General features: G+C 43.9%; 19 protein-coding genes and 2 tRNA genes. 4 read left to right on the top strand and 17 right to left on the bottom strand.

Annotated elements, in window-relative coordinates; all coding sequences use genetic code 11:
- Position 1 precedes the first annotated feature (1 nt).
- From G563_RS0125160 to G563_RS0125115, 10 genes are all read right to left on the bottom strand, one after another.
- Entirely contained in the window at positions 2 to 1252 is a 1251-nt protein-coding gene (locus G563_RS0125160) for an MFS transporter (protein ID WP_037328192.1), read from the bottom strand.
- A gap of 20 nt (positions 1253 to 1272) precedes the next feature.
- Positions 1273 to 2352, bottom strand: coding sequence for a pyridoxal-phosphate dependent enzyme (locus G563_RS35860; protein ID WP_211235314.1), 1080 nt, complete (start codon positions 2350 to 2352; stop codon positions 1273 to 1275).
- Positions 2349 to 3158: an SDR family NAD(P)-dependent oxidoreductase gene (locus G563_RS0125150; protein WP_028667757.1), complete on the bottom strand. Its 810-nt coding sequence runs from the start codon at positions 3156 to 3158 to the stop codon at positions 2349 to 2351. Before G563_RS0125150 ends, G563_RS35860 begins: the two co-directional genes overlap by 4 nt.
- Positions 3148 to 4077, bottom strand: coding sequence for a succinylglutamate desuccinylase/aspartoacylase family protein (locus G563_RS35855; protein WP_051211197.1), 930 nt, complete (start codon positions 4075 to 4077; stop codon positions 3148 to 3150). Before G563_RS35855 ends, G563_RS0125150 begins: the two co-directional genes overlap by 11 nt.
- 14 nt (positions 4078 to 4091) lie before the next feature.
- Complete coding sequence (locus G563_RS0125140) at positions 4092 to 5213, bottom strand: sialidase family protein (RefSeq protein WP_051211196.1); 1122 nt, start codon at positions 5211 to 5213, stop codon at positions 4092 to 4094.
- Between the two features lie 20 nt (positions 5214 to 5233).
- On the bottom strand, positions 5234 to 6352 hold the full coding sequence (locus G563_RS0125135; protein WP_028667755.1) for a sialidase family protein: 1119 nt from the start codon (positions 6350 to 6352) through the stop codon (positions 5234 to 5236).
- 10 nt (positions 6353 to 6362) lie between these two features.
- Positions 6363 to 7523, bottom strand: a complete 1161-nt coding sequence (locus G563_RS0125130) for a sialidase family protein (RefSeq protein WP_028667754.1) — start codon at positions 7521 to 7523, stop codon at positions 6363 to 6365.
- Between the two features lie 16 nt (positions 7524 to 7539).
- Positions 7540 to 8454, bottom strand: a complete 915-nt coding sequence (locus G563_RS0125125) for a dihydrodipicolinate synthase family protein (RefSeq protein ID WP_028667753.1) — start codon at positions 8452 to 8454, stop codon at positions 7540 to 7542.
- Positions 8455 to 8620: 166 nt separating this feature from the next.
- On the bottom strand, positions 8621 to 10093 hold the full coding sequence (locus G563_RS0125120; protein ID WP_028667752.1) for a RagB/SusD family nutrient uptake outer membrane protein: 1473 nt from the start codon (positions 10091 to 10093) through the stop codon (positions 8621 to 8623).
- Between the two features lie 15 nt (positions 10094 to 10108).
- Positions 10109 to 13321 carry a SusC/RagA family TonB-linked outer membrane protein gene (locus G563_RS0125115; protein WP_028667751.1) on the bottom strand — a complete coding sequence of 1071 codons (3213 nt, stop codon included), beginning with the start codon at positions 13319 to 13321 and terminating at the stop codon, positions 10109 to 10111.
- Positions 13322 to 13522: 201 nt separating this feature from the next.
- Between G563_RS0125115 and G563_RS0125110 the strand changes: the two genes are divergently transcribed.
- Positions 13523 to 14218, top strand: a complete 696-nt coding sequence (locus tag G563_RS0125110) for a FadR/GntR family transcriptional regulator (RefSeq protein WP_028667750.1) — start codon at positions 13523 to 13525, stop codon at positions 14216 to 14218.
- A gap of 142 nt (positions 14219 to 14360) precedes the next feature.
- On the opposite strand, the gene G563_RS0125100 is transcribed toward G563_RS0125110, so the two are convergent.
- From G563_RS0125100 to ribD, 7 genes are all read right to left on the bottom strand, one after another.
- Positions 14361 to 15506 (bottom strand): DUF3800 domain-containing protein, encoded by a 1146-nt coding sequence (locus G563_RS0125100; protein ID WP_028667749.1) that lies wholly within the window; start codon positions 15504 to 15506, stop codon positions 14361 to 14363.
- Positions 15507 to 15580: 74 nt separating this feature from the next.
- Positions 15581 to 15655 (bottom strand) — tRNA-Val (locus tag G563_RS0125095).
- A 64-nt stretch (positions 15656 to 15719) separates the two neighbouring features.
- Positions 15720 to 15794: transfer RNA gene (locus tag G563_RS0125090), tRNA-Val, on the bottom strand.
- 130 nt (positions 15795 to 15924) lie between these two features.
- The gene (locus G563_RS0125085; RefSeq protein ID WP_028667748.1) at positions 15925 to 16722 is read right to left on the bottom strand and encodes a hypothetical protein; all 798 of its coding nucleotides are present in this window, start codon (positions 16720 to 16722) and stop codon (positions 15925 to 15927) included.
- 11 nt (positions 16723 to 16733) lie between these two features.
- Positions 16734 to 17486, bottom strand: coding sequence for an SDR family NAD(P)-dependent oxidoreductase (locus G563_RS0125080; protein WP_028667747.1), 753 nt, complete (start codon positions 17484 to 17486; stop codon positions 16734 to 16736).
- 123 nt (positions 17487 to 17609) lie between these two features.
- The gene (locus tag G563_RS0125075; protein ID WP_157585599.1) at positions 17610 to 17963 is read right to left on the bottom strand and encodes an ANTAR domain-containing protein; all 354 of its coding nucleotides are present in this window, start codon (positions 17961 to 17963) and stop codon (positions 17610 to 17612) included.
- A 326-nt stretch (positions 17964 to 18289) separates the two neighbouring features.
- Positions 18290 to 19327: a bifunctional diaminohydroxyphosphoribosylaminopyrimidine deaminase/5-amino-6-(5-phosphoribosylamino)uracil reductase RibD gene (gene ribD / locus G563_RS35850; RefSeq protein ID WP_037328187.1), complete on the bottom strand. Its 1038-nt coding sequence runs from the start codon at positions 19325 to 19327 to the stop codon at positions 18290 to 18292.
- A 198-nt stretch (positions 19328 to 19525) separates the two neighbouring features.
- Here ribD and G563_RS0125065 point away from each other — a divergent pair, with 198 nt between their 5' ends.
- From G563_RS0125065 to G563_RS0125055, 3 genes are all read left to right on the top strand, one after another.
- A complete protein-coding gene (locus G563_RS0125065) occupies positions 19526 to 20383 on the top strand; it encodes a prephenate dehydrogenase (RefSeq protein WP_028667745.1) in 858 nt (285 codons plus the stop codon).
- Positions 20384 to 20394: 11 nt separating this feature from the next.
- Positions 20395 to 21210: an alpha/beta hydrolase gene (locus G563_RS0125060; protein WP_028667744.1), complete on the top strand. Its 816-nt coding sequence runs from the start codon at positions 20395 to 20397 to the stop codon at positions 21208 to 21210.
- 127 nt (positions 21211 to 21337) lie between these two features.
- Positions 21338 to 22897: an acyl-CoA carboxylase subunit beta gene (locus G563_RS0125055; protein WP_028667743.1), complete on the top strand. Its 1560-nt coding sequence runs from the start codon at positions 21338 to 21340 to the stop codon at positions 22895 to 22897.
- Positions 22898 to 22976: the final 79 nt, after the last annotated feature.

Below are 22976 nucleotides of genomic sequence, written 5' to 3'. Positions count from 1 at the left end.
TCTAAGCTTCTTTTTCTTCGATAACATTTGCTGTTAGGTAAAGTCGGTATAGGAGAAAAATACAAATCAACAACACGACCGTGGCTACCCGAAACAGTATGCTCAAATCTAAATGAGCATCACGAACAGCGCCACCGGCGTAGATGCCGATACCGCCGATAATACACGAAAGCATGTTGATAATACCATAACCCGTAGCCCGATAACGGCGATCCACAATCATGCACAAAATGGGCATCATGTTGGCATCCAAAAAAGTACGCGTAAAAGCATAAATGGTAAAGCCCGCGATTGCCAATCCAAACACGGACGTACTTGCCGCGATGAAAACAGCTGGAGCCGCAATAGCTAGTCCAATCATAGGAACCAATATCCTTCCTTTAGGATTCTGACGGCTGAAGCGGTCGGCCAAATAGCCTCCTACTAGCACACCAAACAAAGAAGCGGGGTGAAAATAGGCAGTGGCATACATACCTGCTACACTTTGGGTAAGCCCAAAATGCTCTTGGTAGTAAGTAGGAAGCCAGCCTACAATCATCCACGTGACGACTCCCGCTATTCCCCAAAAGGTCAACGCTAGCCAATAGCCTCGGTTGCTAAACAAAACTTTAATGGCTTCTTTGAGCCCAATAGCAGAGGTAGTTTCAGAAATCGCGTTTTCGGCTGTAGTGTCTTCTTTGCGGTCTTTGAGCGAAAAAGTGAGCAGTATCGCATACACAATTCCAATGATGCCAAAAACCAAAAAGACGTAATTCCAAGTACGGTCTTCGGCAAGCCAACCGCCAATAAACCCTAGACTTTGCCCAATCATGATACCTCCCATATGGATACCCGTCGCCAAGGAGCGACTGCTTCCTCGGTGATAATCACTGATTAATGCCAAGGCCGCCGGTATGTAGCAGGCTTCGCTGATACCCATCAAAGCGCGCGTCAAGAGCAATTCTTCGAAAGTCGATACGTAAGCGGTCATCCACGTGACCAACGACCACACAAATAAACTTCCGATAATGACGCGACTACGATTGAAGCGGTCGGCGAGGTAGCCCGCTAAGGGACTGAGCAAGCCGTACACCCACAGAAACAACGAAGTCAGTAAGCCAAATTGGGATTCGCTCATGGGAATAGAACTCATGATAGAACCCCTCATGGTCGTAATCATCATGCGGTCGAGGTAGTTGAGGCAGCCCACTACACACAGCAAACCCACAATTACCCAAGGATATACCGAAGAAAGAAAAGGTACTTTTTTCATAATAATGTGACAAGGTGTTACTAAAAATATCGTTGAATTGCCGCAACACAATCAGCAACACCCATAGTGGATATGGCCGGAAGGCCGAAATTTCGTTCTACTGCATTCATGTCTTTGAAACCACTACCCGTAACAGGACACACAACCACGTCAGTGGGCGCGATTTCACCTAACCGAAGCGCTTTGACCACCCCCGCCAAAGCCACCGCTCCTGCTGGTTCGCCAAAAATACCTTCTGTTTGGGCCAATTGTCGATGCCATTCAAATACCTCAGCATCACTGACGGTATAGCCATTACCGCCTAGTTGTCGGCAGTTTTCGATTACTTGGTCTCCATCAATGACATTGGCTACTTGCAAACCACTCACAAGGGTTGTAGAATATTCGACAGGCGTAGCCACCTCGCGCCCTTGACGCAAGGCCGACGCAATCGTGTCATTGCCTTCGGGCTGTACACAATGTACGCGGGTAGAAAGTCCCGCCGACAATACACCTTTGGTAATGGCAAGCGTCAAGCCACCACCTCCTGCGGGCGAGAAGATATGCGTCGGAGCAGCGGGTAGTTGTTCAGCAATTTCATAAACCAAAGTCTGTACGCCTTGCATAGCCGCTGGACAATATCGAAACGCGCTAATAGGAAGCGGTAAATCAAATTTTTGGCAAATAGCAGCCAATTCAGCAAAGACCTGCTCCGTGACTGACGCACTTTTTCCAAAATCTTTGACCATCAATATCTGAGCTCCGTAGAGCTGCATTTGTTTGATTTTGGGCAACGGTGCGCCGTCAACCACCACCACAATACACACAATCCCTGCGGCAGCACAATAAGCGGCCAAGGCGGCACCTGTATTTCCGCTCGAAGTGGCAATACATACTTTTTGACCCGCTGCCTGCATTTGACTGACTAGCACAGCCGCAAAACGGTCTTTATAGGAGCCAGTTGGGTTAAGGTTTTCGGTTTTAAAATACAATGATTCAAGCCCAAGTTGCTTGCCAATATGCTTCGACTTTACCAATGGCGTTTGTCCTTCACCCAAAAACACGCGATGAGATTCGGGGATAGCAGGCAAATACTCGGCATAATTCCAGATGGTTTTCAAAATTCGTTGGGCAGTTGGAGTTTTTTAATAGAATATTTATTGAAATTGAAATGAAACCCACCATCAATTGGCAAGGTTGTGCCAGTGATATAAGCCGCACTATCAGAAATCACCCAACGAATCACTTCGGCAATTTCTTGGGGCGATGCCCCGCGACCTAAGGGTACAAAGTCGGTCATTTCGTCAATTAGCTTTTGGCTAATGTCATTGCCTTCGTCATTTTTATAATCACGGCTCAAGGGCGTTTCGACCAAACCGGGCGCAATGCCCACTACCCTGATTCCGCTTCGTCCGTAGGTGGTGGCAGTTTCTTGGGTCAGGCTTTCCAAACCTCCTTTGGCCGCAATGTAGGCAGATCCCATACCCGAAGGACGATGAGCCATCACACTCGACACATTCACTATCACGCCCGAACGGCCTTGCTGTTCCATGTTTTCGGCCACCCATTTGGTCAAAAAAGCGGGCGCCGTCAAGCATACTTTCAAGGTACGTTCCCATGTTTCCAACTGCATCGTACGCAAACTCTCTAAGGTACGCCAAGCCGCGTTGTTAATTAGTACATCAATATGCCCCCATGTATCGACTGTTGTTTTTACGATATGTTGGAGAAAAGGTGCTTCGGCCAAATCTCCTACCAAAAGAAGGGTTTGGGTATGTTTTTGCCATTCTTCGTTGAGTTGTGCGAGTCGTTCGGCGTCAGTATCAATGAGAGAAAGAAGAAAACCTTCTTCTGCCAAAGCACTAGCGGTAGCACTACCAATCCCGCCAGCTGCGCCAGTAATGAGGGCTACTTTCTTAGGATTCATAAATTACAATTTTTCCGGTTTGAGTAATGGGTAAAATTCCTCCTAAAGCGTCGCCTTTTTGGACTTTAATCAACGCCCTTTTTAGAAAAGCCAAGCCGTCTTTGTCACAAAATACCTCCGTCTCTAGCCCGCTAATCGGGTCTAGGACGTAGCCCCACCGCTCCCCTTTTTTCACAAACTCCCCAATTACTTTTTCTCCTACAAAAAAACCATCCGTAGGTGCAGGTAGCATCGCTTGCAGGTAGCCTGACAAAACCCGATGGTCTTCTACCCAAAAAGCGGGCTCTTGGAGAGTTTCTTCGGGTTTATTTTCTATCATTTCTAGCCAAGAAAGGATATTCAAAAAGGCAATTTGGTAGGCTTCTACGACCTGTGGACGGAAATTGGTTCCTCCTCCGTACTCAAGATAAATGGCCGGAACCCCTGCATCGCGCGCAATAGACAGCGTACGACCTTCGGGAGTAGGCTCCGTGCCCCACACAATAGGCAACTGACAAGCTTTTGCCATAGTCCGCTGACGTTCAAGCACAAAAGAATCGGCATGAAGCATGTACCCCGCCAAGGCAGCGATGTCAAACATCACCCCACCGGTGTGCATATCGACCAAATAATCCGCCTGTCGAATCAACTGACTTACCTCATCCGATATGCGTTCCGTAATGCTTCCGTCGGGTGCCCCAGGACAAGTACGGGCTAAATCCAATCCGTCTTCTCCGCAACGGCTGCCGTTTCTAAACGCACTTTCGTTGGCCGTGGGAACAATCGTAACCGAGCCTTTACAGAGTAGTTTTGATACGATTTCTTTTAAAACCAATACCGCCTTCATAGGCTCATACTCATCCCCATGTACGCCCGCTATCAGCAAAACGTGAGGGCCACTTTGGTCTGATTTTAAGGTATATGATCTAACTAAATTCATCACCGAAAACAATGCTATTGATAAAGCGATTTGATGCTCATTTTACGAATATTAACCACCGACAAATGGGTTTTGGCCGCCTGACTTCCAGCACAATAAGCCAATAATACATCTTTACCTTTAAAATGAATAGCCGTGTAGCAATACCAGCCGTCGGGGTCGGTTTCGATGTTTTTGACGTGTTGCCAAGTTTTGCCTTCATCGCGCGAAACCGCAATAGTCAGCGGCGTACGTTTGCCCCAACGACCGCCTTCTTCCGATTTTTTATTGTTGTTCCAGACCATCAACAAATCGCCCGTGGAAGGAATACGCGCCATTGAAGCAGGCGAAAGTGGAGAAAGAATATCGCTTGGTTTGATAGGGCTCCATGTTTGCCCACGGTCTTCGGAAAAACTAAGCTCCTGAAATCCGCTATCGGCCCGAATAAACATCATGACTTTACCGTCTTTCAACTCAATTAGCCCCGGTTCTTGCGTAATGGTGGGGGCAGGATTGGGCACCGCAGGGCTGGAAGTCCACGTTTTTCCGTTGTCGTCCGAATAATAACTAAAAAGAGTAGCCCGATTTTGCCAAGCCGTTTCGGGGGTACGATGTAGCGCCACCGCCATGAGCAATCGCCCATTTTTGAGTTGAATCACGCGGTTGTTGTTCAATACAAAATAGCCTTTTTTGTCAGTAATACAAGGAATGGGTTCGCTCCAAGTCTGCGCCTCATCGGTCGAAATACGCATCAATGGAATACAATCCATTTCAGAATTTTTCTTCAAATAAAATAAGGCAATTTGGCCGTTTTTTAGCCTCAACAACGACACCGACATCACATTCATATCTCCTTCGCGGTCCACAATCAGGCGGTCGGAAGCAGACCAAGTTTTGCCACCGTCGTCAGAAACACGCCCCGCCAAATAAGCAGGTGCATGGTCGCTGGTAGATTTGCCCGTATAATGCGAATAGACAAAGAGAATTTTGCCGTTTTTCAGGGTAATAAAATCACCTTCGCTATTGCGTGGATTATTTTCTCCGGGACGAAGTTGTAAAGTCACAGCAGGGTCTGTCTGGGCTAGAACTGCTGTTGTACATCCAATCACAGCCCACAAAACGGGAATTAATAAGCGATAAACTCTAAAATAAGTCATGGGTTTAGGAATACTTAGGATTATGGATAAAGAAAATCAATACTCAATCGCCTTACATGGGTCACCGAAAGCCCCGTACCTTTGGGGCGGTTGCCAGCACAATAGCTCAGCAATAGGTTCTTTTTACCAACAAAATGAATCGCCGTATAGCAGTACCAACCATCAGGGTCATTTTCGAGGACTTGTTGGTTTTTCCAACTTTTACCGTTATCACTCGAAACGGCGATATTGAGCGGCGTACGACGGCCTTTATAACCTTCTTTTACGGCGCTGTTGTCGTTCCAAACCAATACCAAATCGCCCGTGGCAGGAATACGCGCCACCGAAGCCGGCGAAAGTGGCGAGCGGATTTCAGTAGGCGCTACGGGGCTCCAAGTTTTGCCGCCATCTTTCGAAAAAGAAGCATATTGTACTCCCGCATCGGTTCGGATATACATCATGACTTCTTTTTTAGTCAATGCAGTCAGCCCGGGTTCTTGTAGCATCACGGCATTTGGATTTTCTAAGGCCAAACTTGACGTCCATGTTTTTCCGTTGTCGTCCGAACGATAACAGTAAATGACACCGTGATCATTAAAATCACCTCCTTCGGGAGTCTTATGATGCGCTACGGGCATGAGCAGCGTACCATTTTTGAGCTGAATAATGCGGTTGTTGTTCAGTACAAAATACCCTTTCTTATCGGTAATACAAGGAGTGGCTTCGCTCCAAGTCTCGCCTTCGTCTTTTGATATACGTACCAGAGGAATGCAATCATCGATCGAGTTTTTACCAGCATAAAACAAAGCAATATCGCCATTTCGCAGCCGCAACAAAGACACCGACATCACGTTCATACCAGCGTTGTTTTTGACAATCATGCGGTCTTGGTCAGTCCATGTTTTGCCGCCGTCGGAAGAGTAGCGTGCGACCAAGTCGGCTTGGGCAAAATCACTGGCCGAATTGCCCGTAAAACGGCTGTATATAAACAAGATACGCCCGTCTTTGAGGGTCACAAAGTCCCCCTCACTATTGCGAGGATTGTTAGACCCAGGTTCAAGTCTCAATACCACCTCATTTTCTCGAACCGATTGGGCACGTATGGCAAACGTTTGAGTCAGCAAAAATGCTACTATGAAAATGATTTTGATATTTTTCATGCCTCTGTCATTAATAAAAATCGGCTTCGTTCAAGGAGATACGTAAGTCACCTTGCATCGTAGTCACCCACAATTTGCCTGGCTTTATCTCAAAAATGTAGGGGTACGCAATCCACGCTTTAGAAGTGTCACTGTTTTGGATTTTGTATGACTTCGCAATCACCCGTGGTTTACTCCATGTTTTGCCGTCATCGTCCGAGAAAGCGATAGAAAGCTCTTCGCGGTGGTTACTAGCCGCTATCTCCGAAAACTGCCCGTCACCTCCACGAAGGGGATAGGTGTTTTTACCTTCAGGAAAACGGCGATTCCAAATCAAAACGAGTTTGCCAGAAGCAAGGCGCTTGAGCTGCCCCGGAGCCGAAGCCGCCGGAATAGCCGTAGGACGGATGGTTTTCCACGTAATGCCTTCATCGTCAGAAAAACATTCCCAAAAAGTGCCCCAATTGGTACGCATCAATTGCCAAATACGTCCGTCTTTGAGCTGCTCTATGGTTGATTCCGTCACTCCGCTGTGGTGCCCGATACCGCCCAAATCAATGACATTAGAGCGTTCCCAATTTTCGCCGTCGTCGCGTGAGGTGTAAGTCAATACCGTATGGTGGCCGGGATTGTGGCGCATCATCATCGACGTAAAAATGACATTTCCGCTTTGGGTTTCAATCATACTCCGAATCGCGCCCGTATGCTCGGTATGAAGTCGCCTCAGGTTTTGCCAAGTGCGGCCACCGTCAAGGCTTCGAATAGCATAGGTAGGCAAAATAGCCCCCGGCGAATCGGACGTTTTAGGATCCCATTTCCATTCCGAACGCTCCGCTAGATTTAAAAACGCAAAAATAATAACGCCGCTACGGGTCGTAATCATTGCTCTTTCTCCCGAAACGTTGAACTTCTCGGGTTGGGCAAAAAGCGGGAACGACTCCCACGTTTTGCCTTCATCTTTGCTAATTTTACTATTTTGGCCGTCAATAGCTACGATATGTCCTTGTTTGTTTCTTACAAACGGTCCCATCAATTGCCCCTTCAACTCCTCCACATTTTTGGGAATCCAGGCATCTGAGGCAGTTATTTTTCCATTTTGTTCATTAAAAACAGGAGTTGTTTCTTGTGCCTGCGTGAGCGCAACCGAAAGTATCAGCCCGCCCATTAAACCTAAGATAGTTCGTTTTTTCATCCTCATCTTTCTTGATTTATTTACTAATCGTCCCAACAGTCAACGCCATTTTTTCTAAGATTTCGTGTACAGGTTCGTCGTCCCACGGTTGGTTGTGCATACCCAAAGGGGGATTGGGCATACCAATACGAATACCGTGCTTTAGCTCCATTGCCTTGTCAAAAAACGACCAAGCATTGGGCAAAACCGTATAGATGATTTCTTGTAAAGTGAGCATGAATCGTTGTCCCAATTCATAATTACCGGCGATAAAAGCATTGCGTACATAGCGGCATTCTTCGCCCCATAGATTATAAAAACTACCAATAGCGCCCACCGTTCCACTCAAAGTAGCTTGGCAAAACAACTCATCTGCTCCACTGAAAAGTATTAAATCATCGCCTGCCAAGAGGTGCATTAGGCTGATTTCGTAGAGGTTTTGGGTAGTCAATTTCATCCCCTCAATGTTGGGTAGGGTAAGCAGTTTGTCAATATAAACACGAGCGTCTCCTCCAAAAATGCTTTGATTGCCTACATGGTAAGGGAAAAACGGGATATTGATAGAAGAACTAATGGCGCGGTAATGAGCAAGGGCATTTTCGGTACCTCCTTGATAATAGATAGGTGCTACCGACGATATTCCGTACACGCCAGCTTTTTCGGCAGCTTGCGCCAGACGTATCGATTCGCGAGTATTCAACGCCCCTACTTGAGTCATCACAGGGATTTTATTGCCAACGATTTCCATTACCTTTTGGGTAACTTCAATTCTTTGTTTTTCGCTAAACAATACTCCTTGCCCCGTCGAGCCAAGGACATAAATACCGTCGAGCTGCTGGTCAAGACACAATTGAGTAATTTTTTCTAATTCCGCAAAATGAGGAGCGCCTTCTTGGTCAACTGGGGTAAACAAAGCAGGCCATAGCCCTCCAATGGATGATTTATTATACATTATAGATAAATTTTAATTTCAAAAATCTTAATAATCAGCTATTTAGTACACAGCCATTTAATTTTACCCGCAGATTGTTGTTAATACAAAGCCTTTTTTCAGCGGCAATCAGCGCTTTTATCATTCGGCGAATCTCTGCGGGTAAAAAATCGAAATTACAATGTACTTAATACCCAGGATTTTGTTTTACCTTGTTTTCCAAACTGAGGGTATTGGCCGAAATCGGGAACAGCAATAAGTAATCTTTACCAGCGCGGCTTTGGAGCGACGGCACTTTTTCAAAAGCTTTACCAAAACGCACAAGGTCCCACCAACGCTTACCTTCTAACCCCAACTCCAGCAAGCGTTCTTTGAGAATGACCTCATCATTCTGGGCTTGCGTACCATTGATAAAACCATGAGTAGCAATATTTTTACCATAAGCTCTCGTTCTGACTTGCATGATTTCAGCCGTGGGATCTTGTCCTAAAGCATTTTTGATTTCTGCAATCATCAATAAAACATCCGCATAACGATAAATGACGTAGTCGTCCAAATAATAACGGGTACCTAGCTCTATCATCCCGTCAAATTTGACCGCAAATGAACCATAAAATCGCCGATTACCGCCTGTGGAAGTATATATCTCACGGAAAGTTCCGTTTTTGCGTTGGTCATCATCCGTAAATTGACTACGAAACACTTGAGAAGGTGCCCAGAAATTTTGCCCACCAGCAATCCCTAAAGCAGCCGATACCTCGCTACTAATATCGACAGGAACAAACGCCGCCGCAAAATGCATATTGAGATAATCGTTGTTGGTAAATTCATTACGACGGAAGTTGACAGCAAACACAATCTCTTTGTTGCCTTTATTGGCATAATCAAAAACACTGCTGTAATCATCCAACAAAGTTACATCGGAGGTTTTGACTTGATTGAGAGCCTCCAAAGCCTTTGTCAAATCAGCATTGCCGCCGCCTAGTTTTTTGGCTGTCCAAAGATATACATCTCCTTTGAGGGCGTTGAGAGCGGGCTTGCTCCAGACATTACGCCCAGTGGGGAAAGTATTGTCGGGGAAAAGTGCTATTCCCTTATCTATATCATCTTTGATAAGTTTGAAAACATCCGCTACAGAAGAGCGCTCTTTTTGGATAGAAGCAGGGTCAAACTGAACAGTAGGCTCGGTCACAATCGGAAGCTCCCCCCAAGTGCGAACCATACAGAAATAGACAAAAGCCCGCATGGCATAAGCCTGTGCCAAAATTTTGTTTTTGGCTGCTTCTGATGTAAAACTAATGTTGGGTACATTTTTCAAAACGAGGTTGGCGTGATGAACGATGGTGTACATCCCTTGCCAGTCTGGGCCCGAAGTAGTAGCATCCAGCTGATTGAGATAAAAAGGATCACGACCATCCAAGCCTTGGGTGCCAGAGCTCATCGTCTCACTGCGAGCTTCACCCCACAAAAACATATTACGGCTAGCTTGCGTACGAAGGTACACGTACATCCCATAAACCCCGCCATTGGCATCGTCTTGGGTTTTCCAAAAGGACTCGTTACTGATGACACTCGTCGGTGTCACGCTCAGATTTTCGGTACAAGCAGTGAATAAAAGGCTCAACAAAGCCAGTTTTAAGAATATGGATTTTGATTTCATGATAATTCGGAAGGATTAAAGCGAAACATTTAAACCAAACATGAATGTTCTAGGGACAGGATAACGCCCCCGATCGGTACCTCCTTCTTCAGGATTTAGACCCTTATATTTTGTAAAATACCCTAAGTTTTGGGCAGTTAGATTCAGCCTTACTCCCTCAATCTTCAAGCGATTTGTATATTTTTTGGGCACACTGTACGAGAGTGAAACCTCTCTTAAGCAAAGAAAATTGCCCGATTCGTAGTACCTCGAATTACTACCATTTGCAGCAGTGGCATTGCGAAAAAGGTTGTTTTGAGCCACTTGGTCAGCCCAATAATATTTAGGCACTTCCGTAATATCCCCTGGTTTTTTCCAAGAAGAGAGGGCTTCTTTTGAGATATTAATATCTCCCTGAAACTGCCCAATCATCTGTGCACGAGGGTAGTTAAAAATCGTATGACCCGTGGTATAATCGGCACGTGCATATAGCCCCAAACCGCGATAATTAAGCGAGTTTGAAATTCCACCCGTCAAAGTAGGGAAAGGATTACCAACATACACGCGGTCGCGGGCATCAATAGAACCATTGCCGTCAGAATCGAGCCAAATTACGTCTCCACCATATTTGGTACGATTTGTCCTTGTAATCAGATAATCAATCGGGGCACTTGCAGCGGCTTCGTCGGTGGCATAAATTCCGAGTTGTTTATACGAAAACATATCTCCTACCCGACCTCCTTCTTGTAAACCGCCGTAATATACGTAAGAGCGAGTCTGAGGATCCCAAATTTCAACTCCTCCGATGCGATTATTCAGGTTACCATTGGTAGGTAATTTAAGAATTTTCATTTTGGTTTTGGCCGCATTGACCGATACCACCCACTCCAAAGGCGACGTAGAAGGCAACATATTGGCCCGAAGCTCTACTTCAATTCCTTTGTTTTCAAGACTTCCTAAATTGGTCCGAACGCTTGAGAATCCGGTAGAAAGTGGCAAACTCAAGTCGGTCAAGAGATTGTCGGTCACACGGCGATATACGTCCACTAGCATATTGATTCGGCCATTCCATATAGCGATGTCGGTACCAATATTGACTGTTTTGGAACGTTCCCATTTCAAACTTGAATTGGCCAATACGGTATTGGTGATAGCCGCATTGCCGCCATACAAATTCCCCACGCTATATTGCCCTTGCGACTGAAAATCAGTGAGTCCAGCGATGTTACCGTTTACGCCATAGCTGGCTCTCAGCTTGACCCGCAGCTTATCTTCACTAATTCCTTTCCAGAAATTTTCTTTGTGAAGATTCCAGCCCACAGATACTCCAGGGAAAAAACCCCATTGGTGCGTTTTTCCTAAATTGGATGCCCCGTCGTAGCGAGCATTGAGTGAGACGAGGTATTTTTCCATGTAGTCATAATTGATACGTGAAAAATATCCTACTAATACTTGGCGACTTTCAAAGCCTGTCACCGAAACAGGCGTAGCAGAAGCATTGAGCGTAGGAATCAAATCAGAAGAAGCCCCCTGCCCTACCGCTCCCAACCCAGTGGTATCTCTTTGAAAATAAGAAATACCCACCTTCGCATCAAGATTGTGCGCTTGGCCGATGCTTTTGATATAAGACAATACGCCGTCAGCCTGATATTGTGTACGTTTGCCAAAAGAGCCCGTCGCCGTACGTGTGGAAACAAACGCGGTAGGGCCGTTTAAAAATCCTTGCTGAAACGAACGCCCGTCGCCCGTGGTCTCATAAATCGAAACTTGTGGGTCAAAAGATAGTCCCGGCAATATCTGCCAATGACTCCCTATCGCCATCGAAAGATTGGCGAAAGCGTTTTTCCCTTTTAGTTTATTCAGAAAATATTCGGGGTTACCAATCGACTGTGCCAACCCAGGAGCCAATGTACCATCTTCAAAACGATATTTGGTGGTTTGAGGGATGTCGATAGAGCGTTCAAAAATACTGTTGTTTGAAAACACTTGATTGTTTCCTGAGCGCGAGTACATCATACGCGCATAAAACTTCAGGTGGTCGTTGACCATCAAATCTCCGTTCAAGTCAAAATTGAGACGCTGATACATGGTCGTAATGGCAATACCTTGCGCATTCATATACCCAATTCCTGCATTGAAGGTAGCCTTTTCACTTCCACCCGACAACGAAACGTGGTGGTTTTGGGAAATCGCATTTTGAAACAAAACCTTTTGAAAATCAGTCTCCTGAAAAATAATTGTTTTGGTAGGATCTACGGGGTCGGGCATACTCTGCCAGCCTTCATTGAGTTTTTGTCTATTCTGGTCAGTTAGATATTGGGTGGTATAGGGTGTCAAATTGGTCAAATCATTACCTGTCCCATAGCCTGTTTTCCCAGCCAATTGGGTCAAATAAGTCGAATTGCCCGACACCGCTACCGTAGCTAATATTCCCTGTCGTTGATAATTGATATAATCTCGCGCCGAAGCAAGGTCATACCCCTTGGCCAACTGCGACATTGATAGATTGTATTGGTAATTGACCCTTAGCTTGCCACTTTTACCTGATTTAGTGGTCACAATCACCACCCCGTTAGAAGCCCGCGCTCCGTAGATAGCCGTCGAAGCCGCGTCTTTTAAGACTTGAATCGATTCGATTTCTTCGGAGCTTATATCGCTCAAATCTGGACGAATTACCCCGTCAATAATATACAGCGGTGCTGCGCCGTTGGGGTTGATAATAGAAGTACCTCCGCGCAATACCACGCGTGGCGCCGCGCCAGGCTGCCCCGAAACCGTCTGTACGCGTACCCCCGCAATCGACCCTTGCAACGACGATGCCGCATTTTGATAGGGCACGTTTTCTAGCACTTTATTGTCGAGACGCGATACAGCAGTCGTTATTTTGTCGCGCGATTGGGTACCATAACCCACCACAAGTACTTCGTTGAGGGTCTGCAAATCTTGACTTAATGAAACATTGATTTCGGTTTGGGTTCCCACTATCACTTCCTGTGATTTGTAACCCACAAAACTAAAAACCAAGGTTTGCCCACTTTGCGCAGCAATGGTATATTTTCCGTTAACATCGGTATTGACTCCGAGCTGTGTACCTTTAACCACCACTGTCACAAAAGGCATAGGAGCCGAATCTTCGGCTGACCTCACCACACCCCCGATTTTTTGTTGGGCAAATAAGACCGTACAACTAGCGCACCATAGCGCAACCAATAATAATACTCTCCAAGGCGACTTTAGCTTCTTTTTCATCCTGATAAAGTTTTGAATCATGCATTTTTTCTTTTACGGGTACTTAGAATAGCCAAATTTAATTCTAAAATTTATTTGTAGGACAAATATAATGATAGGATTTAACTATCAACCAAATTGTAGAAAAAAAATATATTTATCTGCTACTTTTCTTGTTTAAGTACTAACTTGCACGACCATTGTACAGGGATAGCAAACATTATGACTACAAACAAACTAGATACTCTAGAGCCTCTTGGGAGTCTATCGATGACCGACCGCGTCGAAAACAGTCTCCGATTGTATTTTACCGAAAGTGGGTTTAAACCAGGAGATTCGTTGCCTAATGAGCAAGAGATGGCCCAAAAACTGAATGTGAGCCGAAATGTGGTGCGAGAAGCACTGAGTAGATTGAGGATGTTGGGTATGATTGAAGCACGTCCACGCCGTGGCATGGTAATCGCCCAGCCCGATTTGTTGGTGGGTTTAGAAAAGGTAATGAATCCGTCGCTTTTGAGTCAAGACAATCTCAAAGATGTATTTGAACTTCGGCTTATTTTAGAAATGGGAATCGCCGAATTTCTTTTTGCTCGTAAAACCGAACAAGATTTAAACGAACTAGAAGCGATTGTAGCAAGTCAAAACGACGCTAGGGTGGTTTCGAAAGAAGAAGAGATTGCGTTTCATGGGAAGCTATATGAAATGACTGGCAATGATACCTTCAAAAGATTTCAAACGCTTTTGATGCCTACTTTCGACCACGTGTTTACGGGTTATTATAACCAAAGCAAAAAGATAGAAATCCCAAATCCCGTAACTCACCACGATTTATTCAAGATTTTGAAGACAGGGACTGTCGAAGAATTCCGCAAAGCAATGTATACCCACTTAGCCGTGTATTTTGCTTCTATACTATAATGTACAATATACTTTTTCTAAAGAGAAGTAATGATTTAACAACATTTATAACCTACACACTAAAAGTTGGCGCTTCTCCGAAGCTAGATTTCTGCCTCGGAGAAGCGCAAGGGTGGCAATTTACAATCCTGTTACTCTTCTATTAATCCAGTAGCTTTTTCAATAATTTATACTCCGACTGACTCAGCAAGTCGAGTTCGCCGTTGGTGGCTAACAAAATACGGTCACGGCATTTCTGAATTCGCGATAGCAACGGCTGAATAATCGTATTGCTATGATTGATAAAATTATACAAATCTTGCTCTCCCGCTGGCAACTTATAGCCCTTAGAACTGCTCGCAATCAACACCCCCGCATCACGAAGAGGCGCTATCACCTTCGCTTGAAAATAATGTAAGCTGATATTGGTATTACGCCCTGCTTGAATATGATTCATCAACTCGCGACTTGAGATATAGCGCATCGGATTGACGTGCCGAAAATGAAAAATCAAATAACCCAAACAATGGACTTGGTCGATTTTCTGCGGCGCACTTGCATAGTTTAGATTTCGATGTAAGTAATCTTGCGCCAATTGCAAACTCAGCTCCGCAATTTCTCGATTATAAAGAAAAGCCTCTTCGGGCACTTGGACCGAAAGCGGCTGAAATGCCTCGGGCCAATAACGAAACGTGAGCATTTTGGATTTGAGCAAAGACGAAAACTCCTGACGATGCTCAGACAAAACCGTTTCGTCATAACATCGTGCCAGCGCGTCAGCCACAAAACCCGCCGCCTGCATCATTAGCTCCGACGAATCTTGGACAAAACCAAAGCTAGACTGATTGAAAAGATTAGGGATATGATTGGCGTACACGTATTTCACAAAACCATCCATGAAGCTATCGCTGCCGAGACGATTGGCCACCAACTCCAAGTTAGGAAAAGTTCGATACAACTCTCGGTCGGCCAAGCCATGCAAAAATTTATAAAAAGAACCTTTGTACTGAAATCCTTCGGTACGAAGTTGACGCTTATCAACCACTAAACCAAAGATATGAAAAGGGAGCTTGAGTAACTCGGTCAAAATCTGCAAACGACGCTTGTCATCATTACCCACTTTGGAAGCGTCAATGTGGGCGTTGGGAAAGAATTGATGACGGGTTACCTCTAACCGCTCTTCTATTGCGGGCAAAGAAGTTTTGGAAAGCAGCAGCGCCGCCACAATATAATGCGTAGAAGTAGCAGGTTTCGTAAAATCGAGCTCGGTATTACCCCACTCGTCCAAAAAGGCTATTTGTTCAGGCATAAGTTTTCCTTAAAAGCCAGAAAGATAGAAAATAAAAAGAAAGAGCGATGAAATTCATCGCTCTTTCTTTGATGTGGGAGTTGAGGGATTCGAACCCCCGACCCTCTGCTTGTAAGGCAGATGCTCTGAACCAGCTGAGCTAAACTCCCGATTATTATTTTTTTTAAACTAAACAGACATTTGCTATTTCTCACAACTGCCTGATTTTCAGTGTGGGAGTTGAGGGATTCGAACCCCCGACCCTCTGCTTGTAAGGCAGATGCTCTGAACCAGCTGAGCTAAACTCCCGATTATTATTTCTGTTTCCCTCCCGTCGGCGTCGTTTGGGAGTGCAAATATGTAGGTCTAAAAATGCTTTTCCAAACTTTTCTTTAACTTTTTTTACAAAAAAATCGAATCTCTCTGAAACTCAAGGCACTTACCTTTTCAAATTGTTTTTGCATATAATATCACATACCTCCAATGTATCCAATGCCTTGTGAAAGGGCACTACGCGATATTGTGAAGCCACACCCAGACGTTCGAGACTCATTTCGTCCTCAGGAATAAAATCTTTATTTTTAGATATACTATCGTCATTCATCATTTGCCAAGTAGCTCCTCCCGTGAGATATGCCTCAAACCTATCTTGCCGGAATTTGTCAATCAACCGCTCCACGATAGGCCAAGTCCTTCCTTTTATATCTTTCTGCTCTCCTACCTTTGCTAGGTGAAAGAGCGTACGTACATAATAATCTTTCTGGATTTCCTCAGGCTTATAATGATTGGCATAAGGACCAATCACATCAAATTCATGACTGTGGCTACAAATTGCAAAAGGAATCCCGTTGCGCGGAAAAGAAGAGCGTACTTCTATCTTTTGACCAGAACTTAATACCTGCAAATCGATTTGAGTCTTAGAATGATGAAATTCGGTTTCGGCCACAATCTCTCCTCGACGATTCAATAATTTTTTCCAGAGCCACTCCGACAATAAGCCCGCCACGCAACTATTCAGGATTTTGTCATAACTACGTGGCGTAGTAGCATAATTAGCGGCTTTGGGATTGACCAAAGCCGCTAATTCTTTCCCTTTTTCTAAAATACTATTGAGTAAATGAGTATCGGTAGCATTGGTTTTGTAGTTGAACTCGCACCTTACCACTCTAAAGGGTTTCTCTCTTTGGGTACGGCTATCGTGCTGACGGCAATTTATTTCCCAAAGAGACATTTTCATGGGTTTGACTGCTATTTTCGATAAATCGTAGTGGGAGCCGACTGAGCAGAAGCGTAGATAGTCATATCTGCAATCGTTACACGGGCAGGAGCTGAGACTGCATACAAAATAGCATCCGCAATATCTTCTGCTAACAATGGCTCAAACCCTTCATAAACTTTGGCAGCTCGCTCTTCATCTCCTTTAAAACGCACCAACGAAAACTCCGTTTCGACCGCACCAGGCGCCACGTTGGTGACTTTGATACCGTGCTGTGTCAAGTCTAGCCGCATACCTTCACTTATGGCCTCAACCGCTTTTTTTGAAGCACAGTACACCGCTCCGTTGGCATAAGTTTGCTTACCTGCTACCGAACTCAAGTTGATGATATGCCCTTTGGAACGTGCCACCATACCTGTGATGACAGCTTTTGAAACATACAATAATCCTTGTACGTTGCCATCAATCATGGCATCCCAGTCTTCTAAGCTACCTTCTTGAATAGATGACAAGCCATGTGCATTTCCAGCATTATTGACCAATATATCAATAGCCCGCCAGGGTTCGGGTAAAGACTCAATAGCAGAAAAAACCGCCTCTTTATTGCTCACATCAAACAATAAAGTAGTAGTTTTTACTTGTGAACTAAGAAAGGAAGCTAACTCCTCCAAACGTTCTTGGCGACGCCCGCACAAAATAAGATTGATACCTACTTTGGCAAACGCAATGGCCGTAGCTCGTCCTATTCCGGACGTGGCTCCCGTAATCAGGGCGATTCGAGACATAAATACAGGGGGTCAAATATAAAGAATAGATTTGTCCAAAGATGGTAAAAGCCACTCAAATCCCAAAGAAGAAATACAATAAAAATCTATCAACCCTAGAATTGACAGATTTTTATCAAAAAACTAGGCAAGCGCCAATTCAATTGTCGAAAAAAGTATCTTATTTGAATATGGAGCAGTTAGAAAAGCCACTTTGCCTTCAATATTAGTTGGCACTCTTATTGAACTATCCAAAGCTAAAAAAACAACTGGCAAGTCTAAACCCGATTCTTTTTTAATCCATTCTACCACTGACGCTTGTGCAACATCGCAAACAATCAAGCTAGGTTGATAGATTAGTACGGTTTGAAGAAATTCATCACTAGAGGCCGGAATAACACGAAAAACATCATATGCGGAGGCTTCCAATGCCTCTTCTACTTCAGTGATGTCTGTGTTCCCACCCTCTAGTAATAGAATTTTACTAGATAAAGTCATTGTTTGATCAATTTTGGTTAAGTATAGGTCAGGTATCCACATTTGTCTTGGTTGGTTATACAATCATTAAAATATACGGCTTCTAAATCCCTAAATCTTATTTGTAGCAGTATAATTAGGTTATTTTTGAATAAAATTTATCAAGCATATAGATAAAATAGTATTTACAATACTCTGCTGTTATTTGAAACTACTAATTGCCAAGCAGCAATTACTTTCTATCTACAACGCTTTCTTAATTTCAATTTATCTTCTTCAAAAAACTACTTTAATTATGTATAAACACTCTATGTATAGACTTACATTTAAGCCAAAAGTAACAAAATTTATGCTATATAACGCCAAAAAATATCATCACCTACCGTTATTTGCTTATCAAACTTCAAACCCGTAGAAAGCAAGGGGGCTTCCGTGCCTTTTGTAATCATAAGTGGGCTCTTAAAAATTCGCACTTCATCAAATTTTCCTTCATTCAAAAATGTTTGGAGTAGCACGGTTCCTCCCTCCACTAAAAGAGACTGTATTTTTCGCTGATAGAGATCTTGTAAAAAATGTTCTAAAAAATTTTCGTCAAAATCTATCTGTACAAAGCTCGTCTCTTGGCTCTCTTCATTCTTAAAGGCATTGTAACACAATGTCTTTTGAGAGTTATCAAACAAATTCAAAGTAGTAGGCAAACGTAAGGTGCGATCCAAAACTACCCTTGTAGGATTAGGCCCCGCCCAAAGACGTGTATTGAGCTGCGGATTATCGTTGAGAGCGGTATTAGTTCCTACCAAAATCGCATCTTCTTGGGCACGCCATTGATGCCCCCACATTCTAGATTGCTTACCACTAATGCTAAGAGGATGTTTATTTTCATCAGCCACAAATCCGTCAGCTGTTTCTGCCCATTTGAGAATAATATAGGGGCGTTTTTTTTCAAAAAAAGTAAAAAATCGTATGTTTAATTGCCTACCTTTTTCAGCCAAAACTCCTGTAGCAACTTCAATTCCAGCGGCTTTGAGTTTTTGAATACCTTTACCCGCTACCAATGGGTTTGGGTCATCATTACAAATCACAACCCTTTTCACTTTTTTGGCTACTAATAAATCTGCACAAGGGGGCGTTTTTCCAAAGTGAGAGCAAGGCTCCAAGGTGACATATACCGTAGAATCTTCTAATTTAGACAAATCTTCTTTAGCTATATTGTTTATAGCGTTGACTTCTGCGTGCCAATCCCCATACTTCTGATGCCATCCTTCTCCAATGATTTGACCGTCATACACAATCACACATCCTACCATTGGATTTGGACTGACGTGCCCACTACCAAGCATTGCTAGTTCTAGCGCCCGGTCCATGTACAAATTATCGCTTAACATTAGTTTAATTAAAGTTTAAAAGTACTATAAAAAAAAGTTGTCTACCCAACTCATGTATAATAAACTGTATGAAATTGCACTTTTTTACTACAAAATCTAAGATTCTATCGCTTCTCCACACTTATTTTAGAGAAGTCCCTACTTTTGCACCCTATTACATTGTGTTATTTTAATTATTTGCCAAAATTATTATTTAAAATGAATACCTCTATCATCGGAATAGGACTGCTAGGAGGCTCGTATGCCCTCTCTTTACGCGACAAATACCCCAAAATGCACTTCATCGGAGTGGATGCTTCAGAAGTTCATGGCAGATTGGCAGTGGCCAAGGGCATTATCGACGAAGTCCTTCCTCTCGAAATGGCCGTGCCTCAATCAGACTTGGTGGTATTGGCGGTGCCAGTCAATCATATCGTTGATTTAGTACCTAAAGTACTTGACCTCATTCCTCCCAAAGCTACGGTTGTTGATTTAGGTTCTACCAAACGGCTTATTTGCGAAGCTGCCGACTCTCACCCCAATCGCCAAAGATTTGTAGCAGCGCACCCTATGGCAGGTACCGAAAATTCGGGTCCTTCGGCGGCTTTTCGAGAGCTTCTTCCCGAAAAAAATGTCATTTTGTGTGATACCCAAAAAAGTGCTTCTGATAGCCTCGCTTTGGTAGAAGCGCTCTTTAAAGACATCGGAATGAAAATACACTACATGTCGCCTGAAGAACATGATTTGCATCTTGCTTATGTATCGCACCTAAGCCACGTTACTTCTTTTGCTTTAGGATATACCGTCTTAGAAAAAGAAAAAGACGAGCAAAATATTTTCGACATGGCAAGTACGGGCTTTAGCTCCACTGTACGCCTCGCCAAAAGCTCACCTGCCATGTGGGCACCTATTTTTGACCAAAACCGAGAGAATCTTTCTAGGGCATTAGGCGATTATATTGAATTTTTGAAGGAGTACAAAACTTACATTGATACACGCGATGTCAACGCCAGCTTTGGGTTTATGCAGCGTGCCAACGACATTCGTAGGGTACTTTCGGGAATTGACAAAAAATAATGGACTACTTTATGAGACGTTTTCTTTTACACTCTTGGATACTGATATTCTCTGTAAGCCTTGCAGCTTTCAGTCAAAGCAAAACTACCAAACCCTTTGTAATAGGAGTCATTGAGGAACTTTATTCAAATGAATTACAAGAAAAACGGCATCTCAACATTTATTTACCTGAGGGGTATTCGCCCGATTCGGCGGCGTTGTACCCCGTTATTTATTTGTTGGATGGTTCGACCGACGAAGATTTTATTCATGTATCGGGCTTAGTTCAATTTTATAATTTTCCTTGGATTGATGTTTTACCCAAATCTATCGTCGTAGGAATTACCAATCGAGACAGAAAACGCGACTTTACCTATCCAACGACTATCGAGAAAGACAAAAAAGATTTTCCAACCACTGGAGGTTCTTCTCAATTTATCTCTTTTCTGGAGAAAGAACTTCAACCTTACATTCAAAAAAACTACAAAGTTAGCAACTCCAAAATGCTTATTGGTCAATCACTTGGAGGCTTACTAGCTACCGAAATTCTCTTCAAAAAACCTTCGATGTTTGACCAATATATCATCGTAAGTCCGAGCTTGTGGTGGGATAAAGAATCCTTATTGAAGCTTTCTCCGGTAGCCATCACTCAGCCTACTAAAGTAATAGTAGCAGTAGGAAAGGAAGGACGAATCATGGAGAGAGATGCAAAAAAACTCTATCAATTTCTCAAGCATCAAGATTCGGCTCAGCTAAAAGTGGGTTTTGATTACTTAAAAAATAAAAACCATGCCACGATTTATCATCAAGCGCTTGCAAATGCCTTCATGCTACTCAAAGCATTATAATACCCAAGATGTGTACAAACTCTATACTTTTTTAGCAATATAAGAAGCTCATGGGACATTAGAATAAGTCCAAAAGTCTCTTAAATTTGTGAAAGATTATACAAACCTTCAATGAACTTACCCTTACATGGCAACAACCCCAACATCCCCCAGTAAAACAGAAATTTTGGACAAAAAAAATGAGGAAGCGCTATTAGGCGGTGGTGCAAAGCGTATCGAGCAACAACACAAAAAAGGCAAACTTCACGCCAGAGAACGCGTTGAACTGCTGCTTGATGCGGGGTCGTTTGAAGAAATTGGGAAGTTTGTCATGCACCGCTGCAAAGACTTTGGACTCGATAAAGAATACTATCTGGGCGACGGCGTTATCACAGGCTATGGCACTATTGAAGGGCGTTTAGTATATGTTTTTGCACAGGATTTTACTGTTTTTGGGGGTTCTCTCTCTGAAACCCACGCCGAAAAAATCTGCAAAATCATGGATTTGGCCATGAAAAATGGCGCTCCTGTTATTGGGCTCAACGATTCTGGTGGTGCTCGGATTCAAGAAGGTGTGTTGTCTTTGGCAGGGTATGCCGATATTTTTTACCGCAATACCCTTGCCTCGGGGGTCATTCCGCAAATTTCGGCGATTATGGGGCCTTGTGCGGGCGGAGCAGTGTATTCGCCTGCCATTACGGATTTCATCATGATGGTCGAAAATACCTCTTATATGTTTGTGACAGGTCCCAACGTAGTCAAGACCGTCACGCATGAAGATGTGACTTCGGAAGAATTGGGAGGGGCAATGACCCACGCTAGTAAATCAGGCGTGACGCATTTTGTGAGTGCCAATGAAGTAGAATGCCTCCGTGACCTTCGTCGTTTGTTGAGTTATATTCCCCAAAATTGCGAAGAAGAAGCTCCCATGCTCCCTTACGAAGCAAGCAATGAAAAAAGGCCCAAACTCAATACCCTTATCCCTGAAAACCCCAATCAACCTTATGACATGAGAGAGGTGATTGATGAACTAGTAGACGAAGGCAGTTTTTGGGAAGTTCATAAATATTTTGCCGAAAATATCGTCGTTGGTTTTGCCCGTCTTGGTGGGCGAAGCATCGGCATTGTAGCCAATCAACCTGCGGTATTGGCCGGCGTACTCGATATTGATTCAAGCACCAAAGGAGCTCGGTTTGTTCGGTTTTGTGATAGCTTCAATATTCCTTTGTTGGTATTGGAAGATGTACCGGGCTTTTTGCCTGGCACCGACCAAGAATGGAACGCTATCATCACCAACGGAGCCAAATTGCTGTATGCTTTCTGTGAAGCTACGGTGCCGCGCGTTACGGTCATTACCCGTAAAGCCTATGGTGGTGCCTATGATGTTATGAATTCGAAGCATATCGGAGCCGATATGAACTACGCTTGGCCTACGGCCGAAATCGCCGTGATGGGCGCGAGCGGAGCGGCGGAGATTATTTTCAAAAAAGAGATTGCTGAAGCGGAGGATTCGGCGGCCAAACTTCAAGAAAAAGTCCAAGAATACACCACTAAGTTTGCCAACCCCTACCGAGCTGCTCATCGCGGATACATCGATGAAGTGATTTATCCTGAACAAACGCGGGAGAAATTGTTACGAGCTTTTAAAATGCTTGAAAACAAAGTGGCTAACCTCCCCAAAAAGAAACATGGAAATATCCCATTGTAAAGTCTGTTATCCGTTAATCGTAAATAAAAGACTTACAACCAATTAGACCTATTTTCGGAATAAAAAATAATAGAAACTA

It is taken from the genome of Runella zeae DSM 19591 (genome assembly GCF_000423565.1).
Classification (GTDB): Bacteria; Bacteroidota; Bacteroidia; order Cytophagales; family Spirosomataceae; genus Runella; species Runella zeae.
Note: the sequence above shows the minus strand (reverse complement) of the source record. Positions and strands in the feature narration are given on the sequence as shown.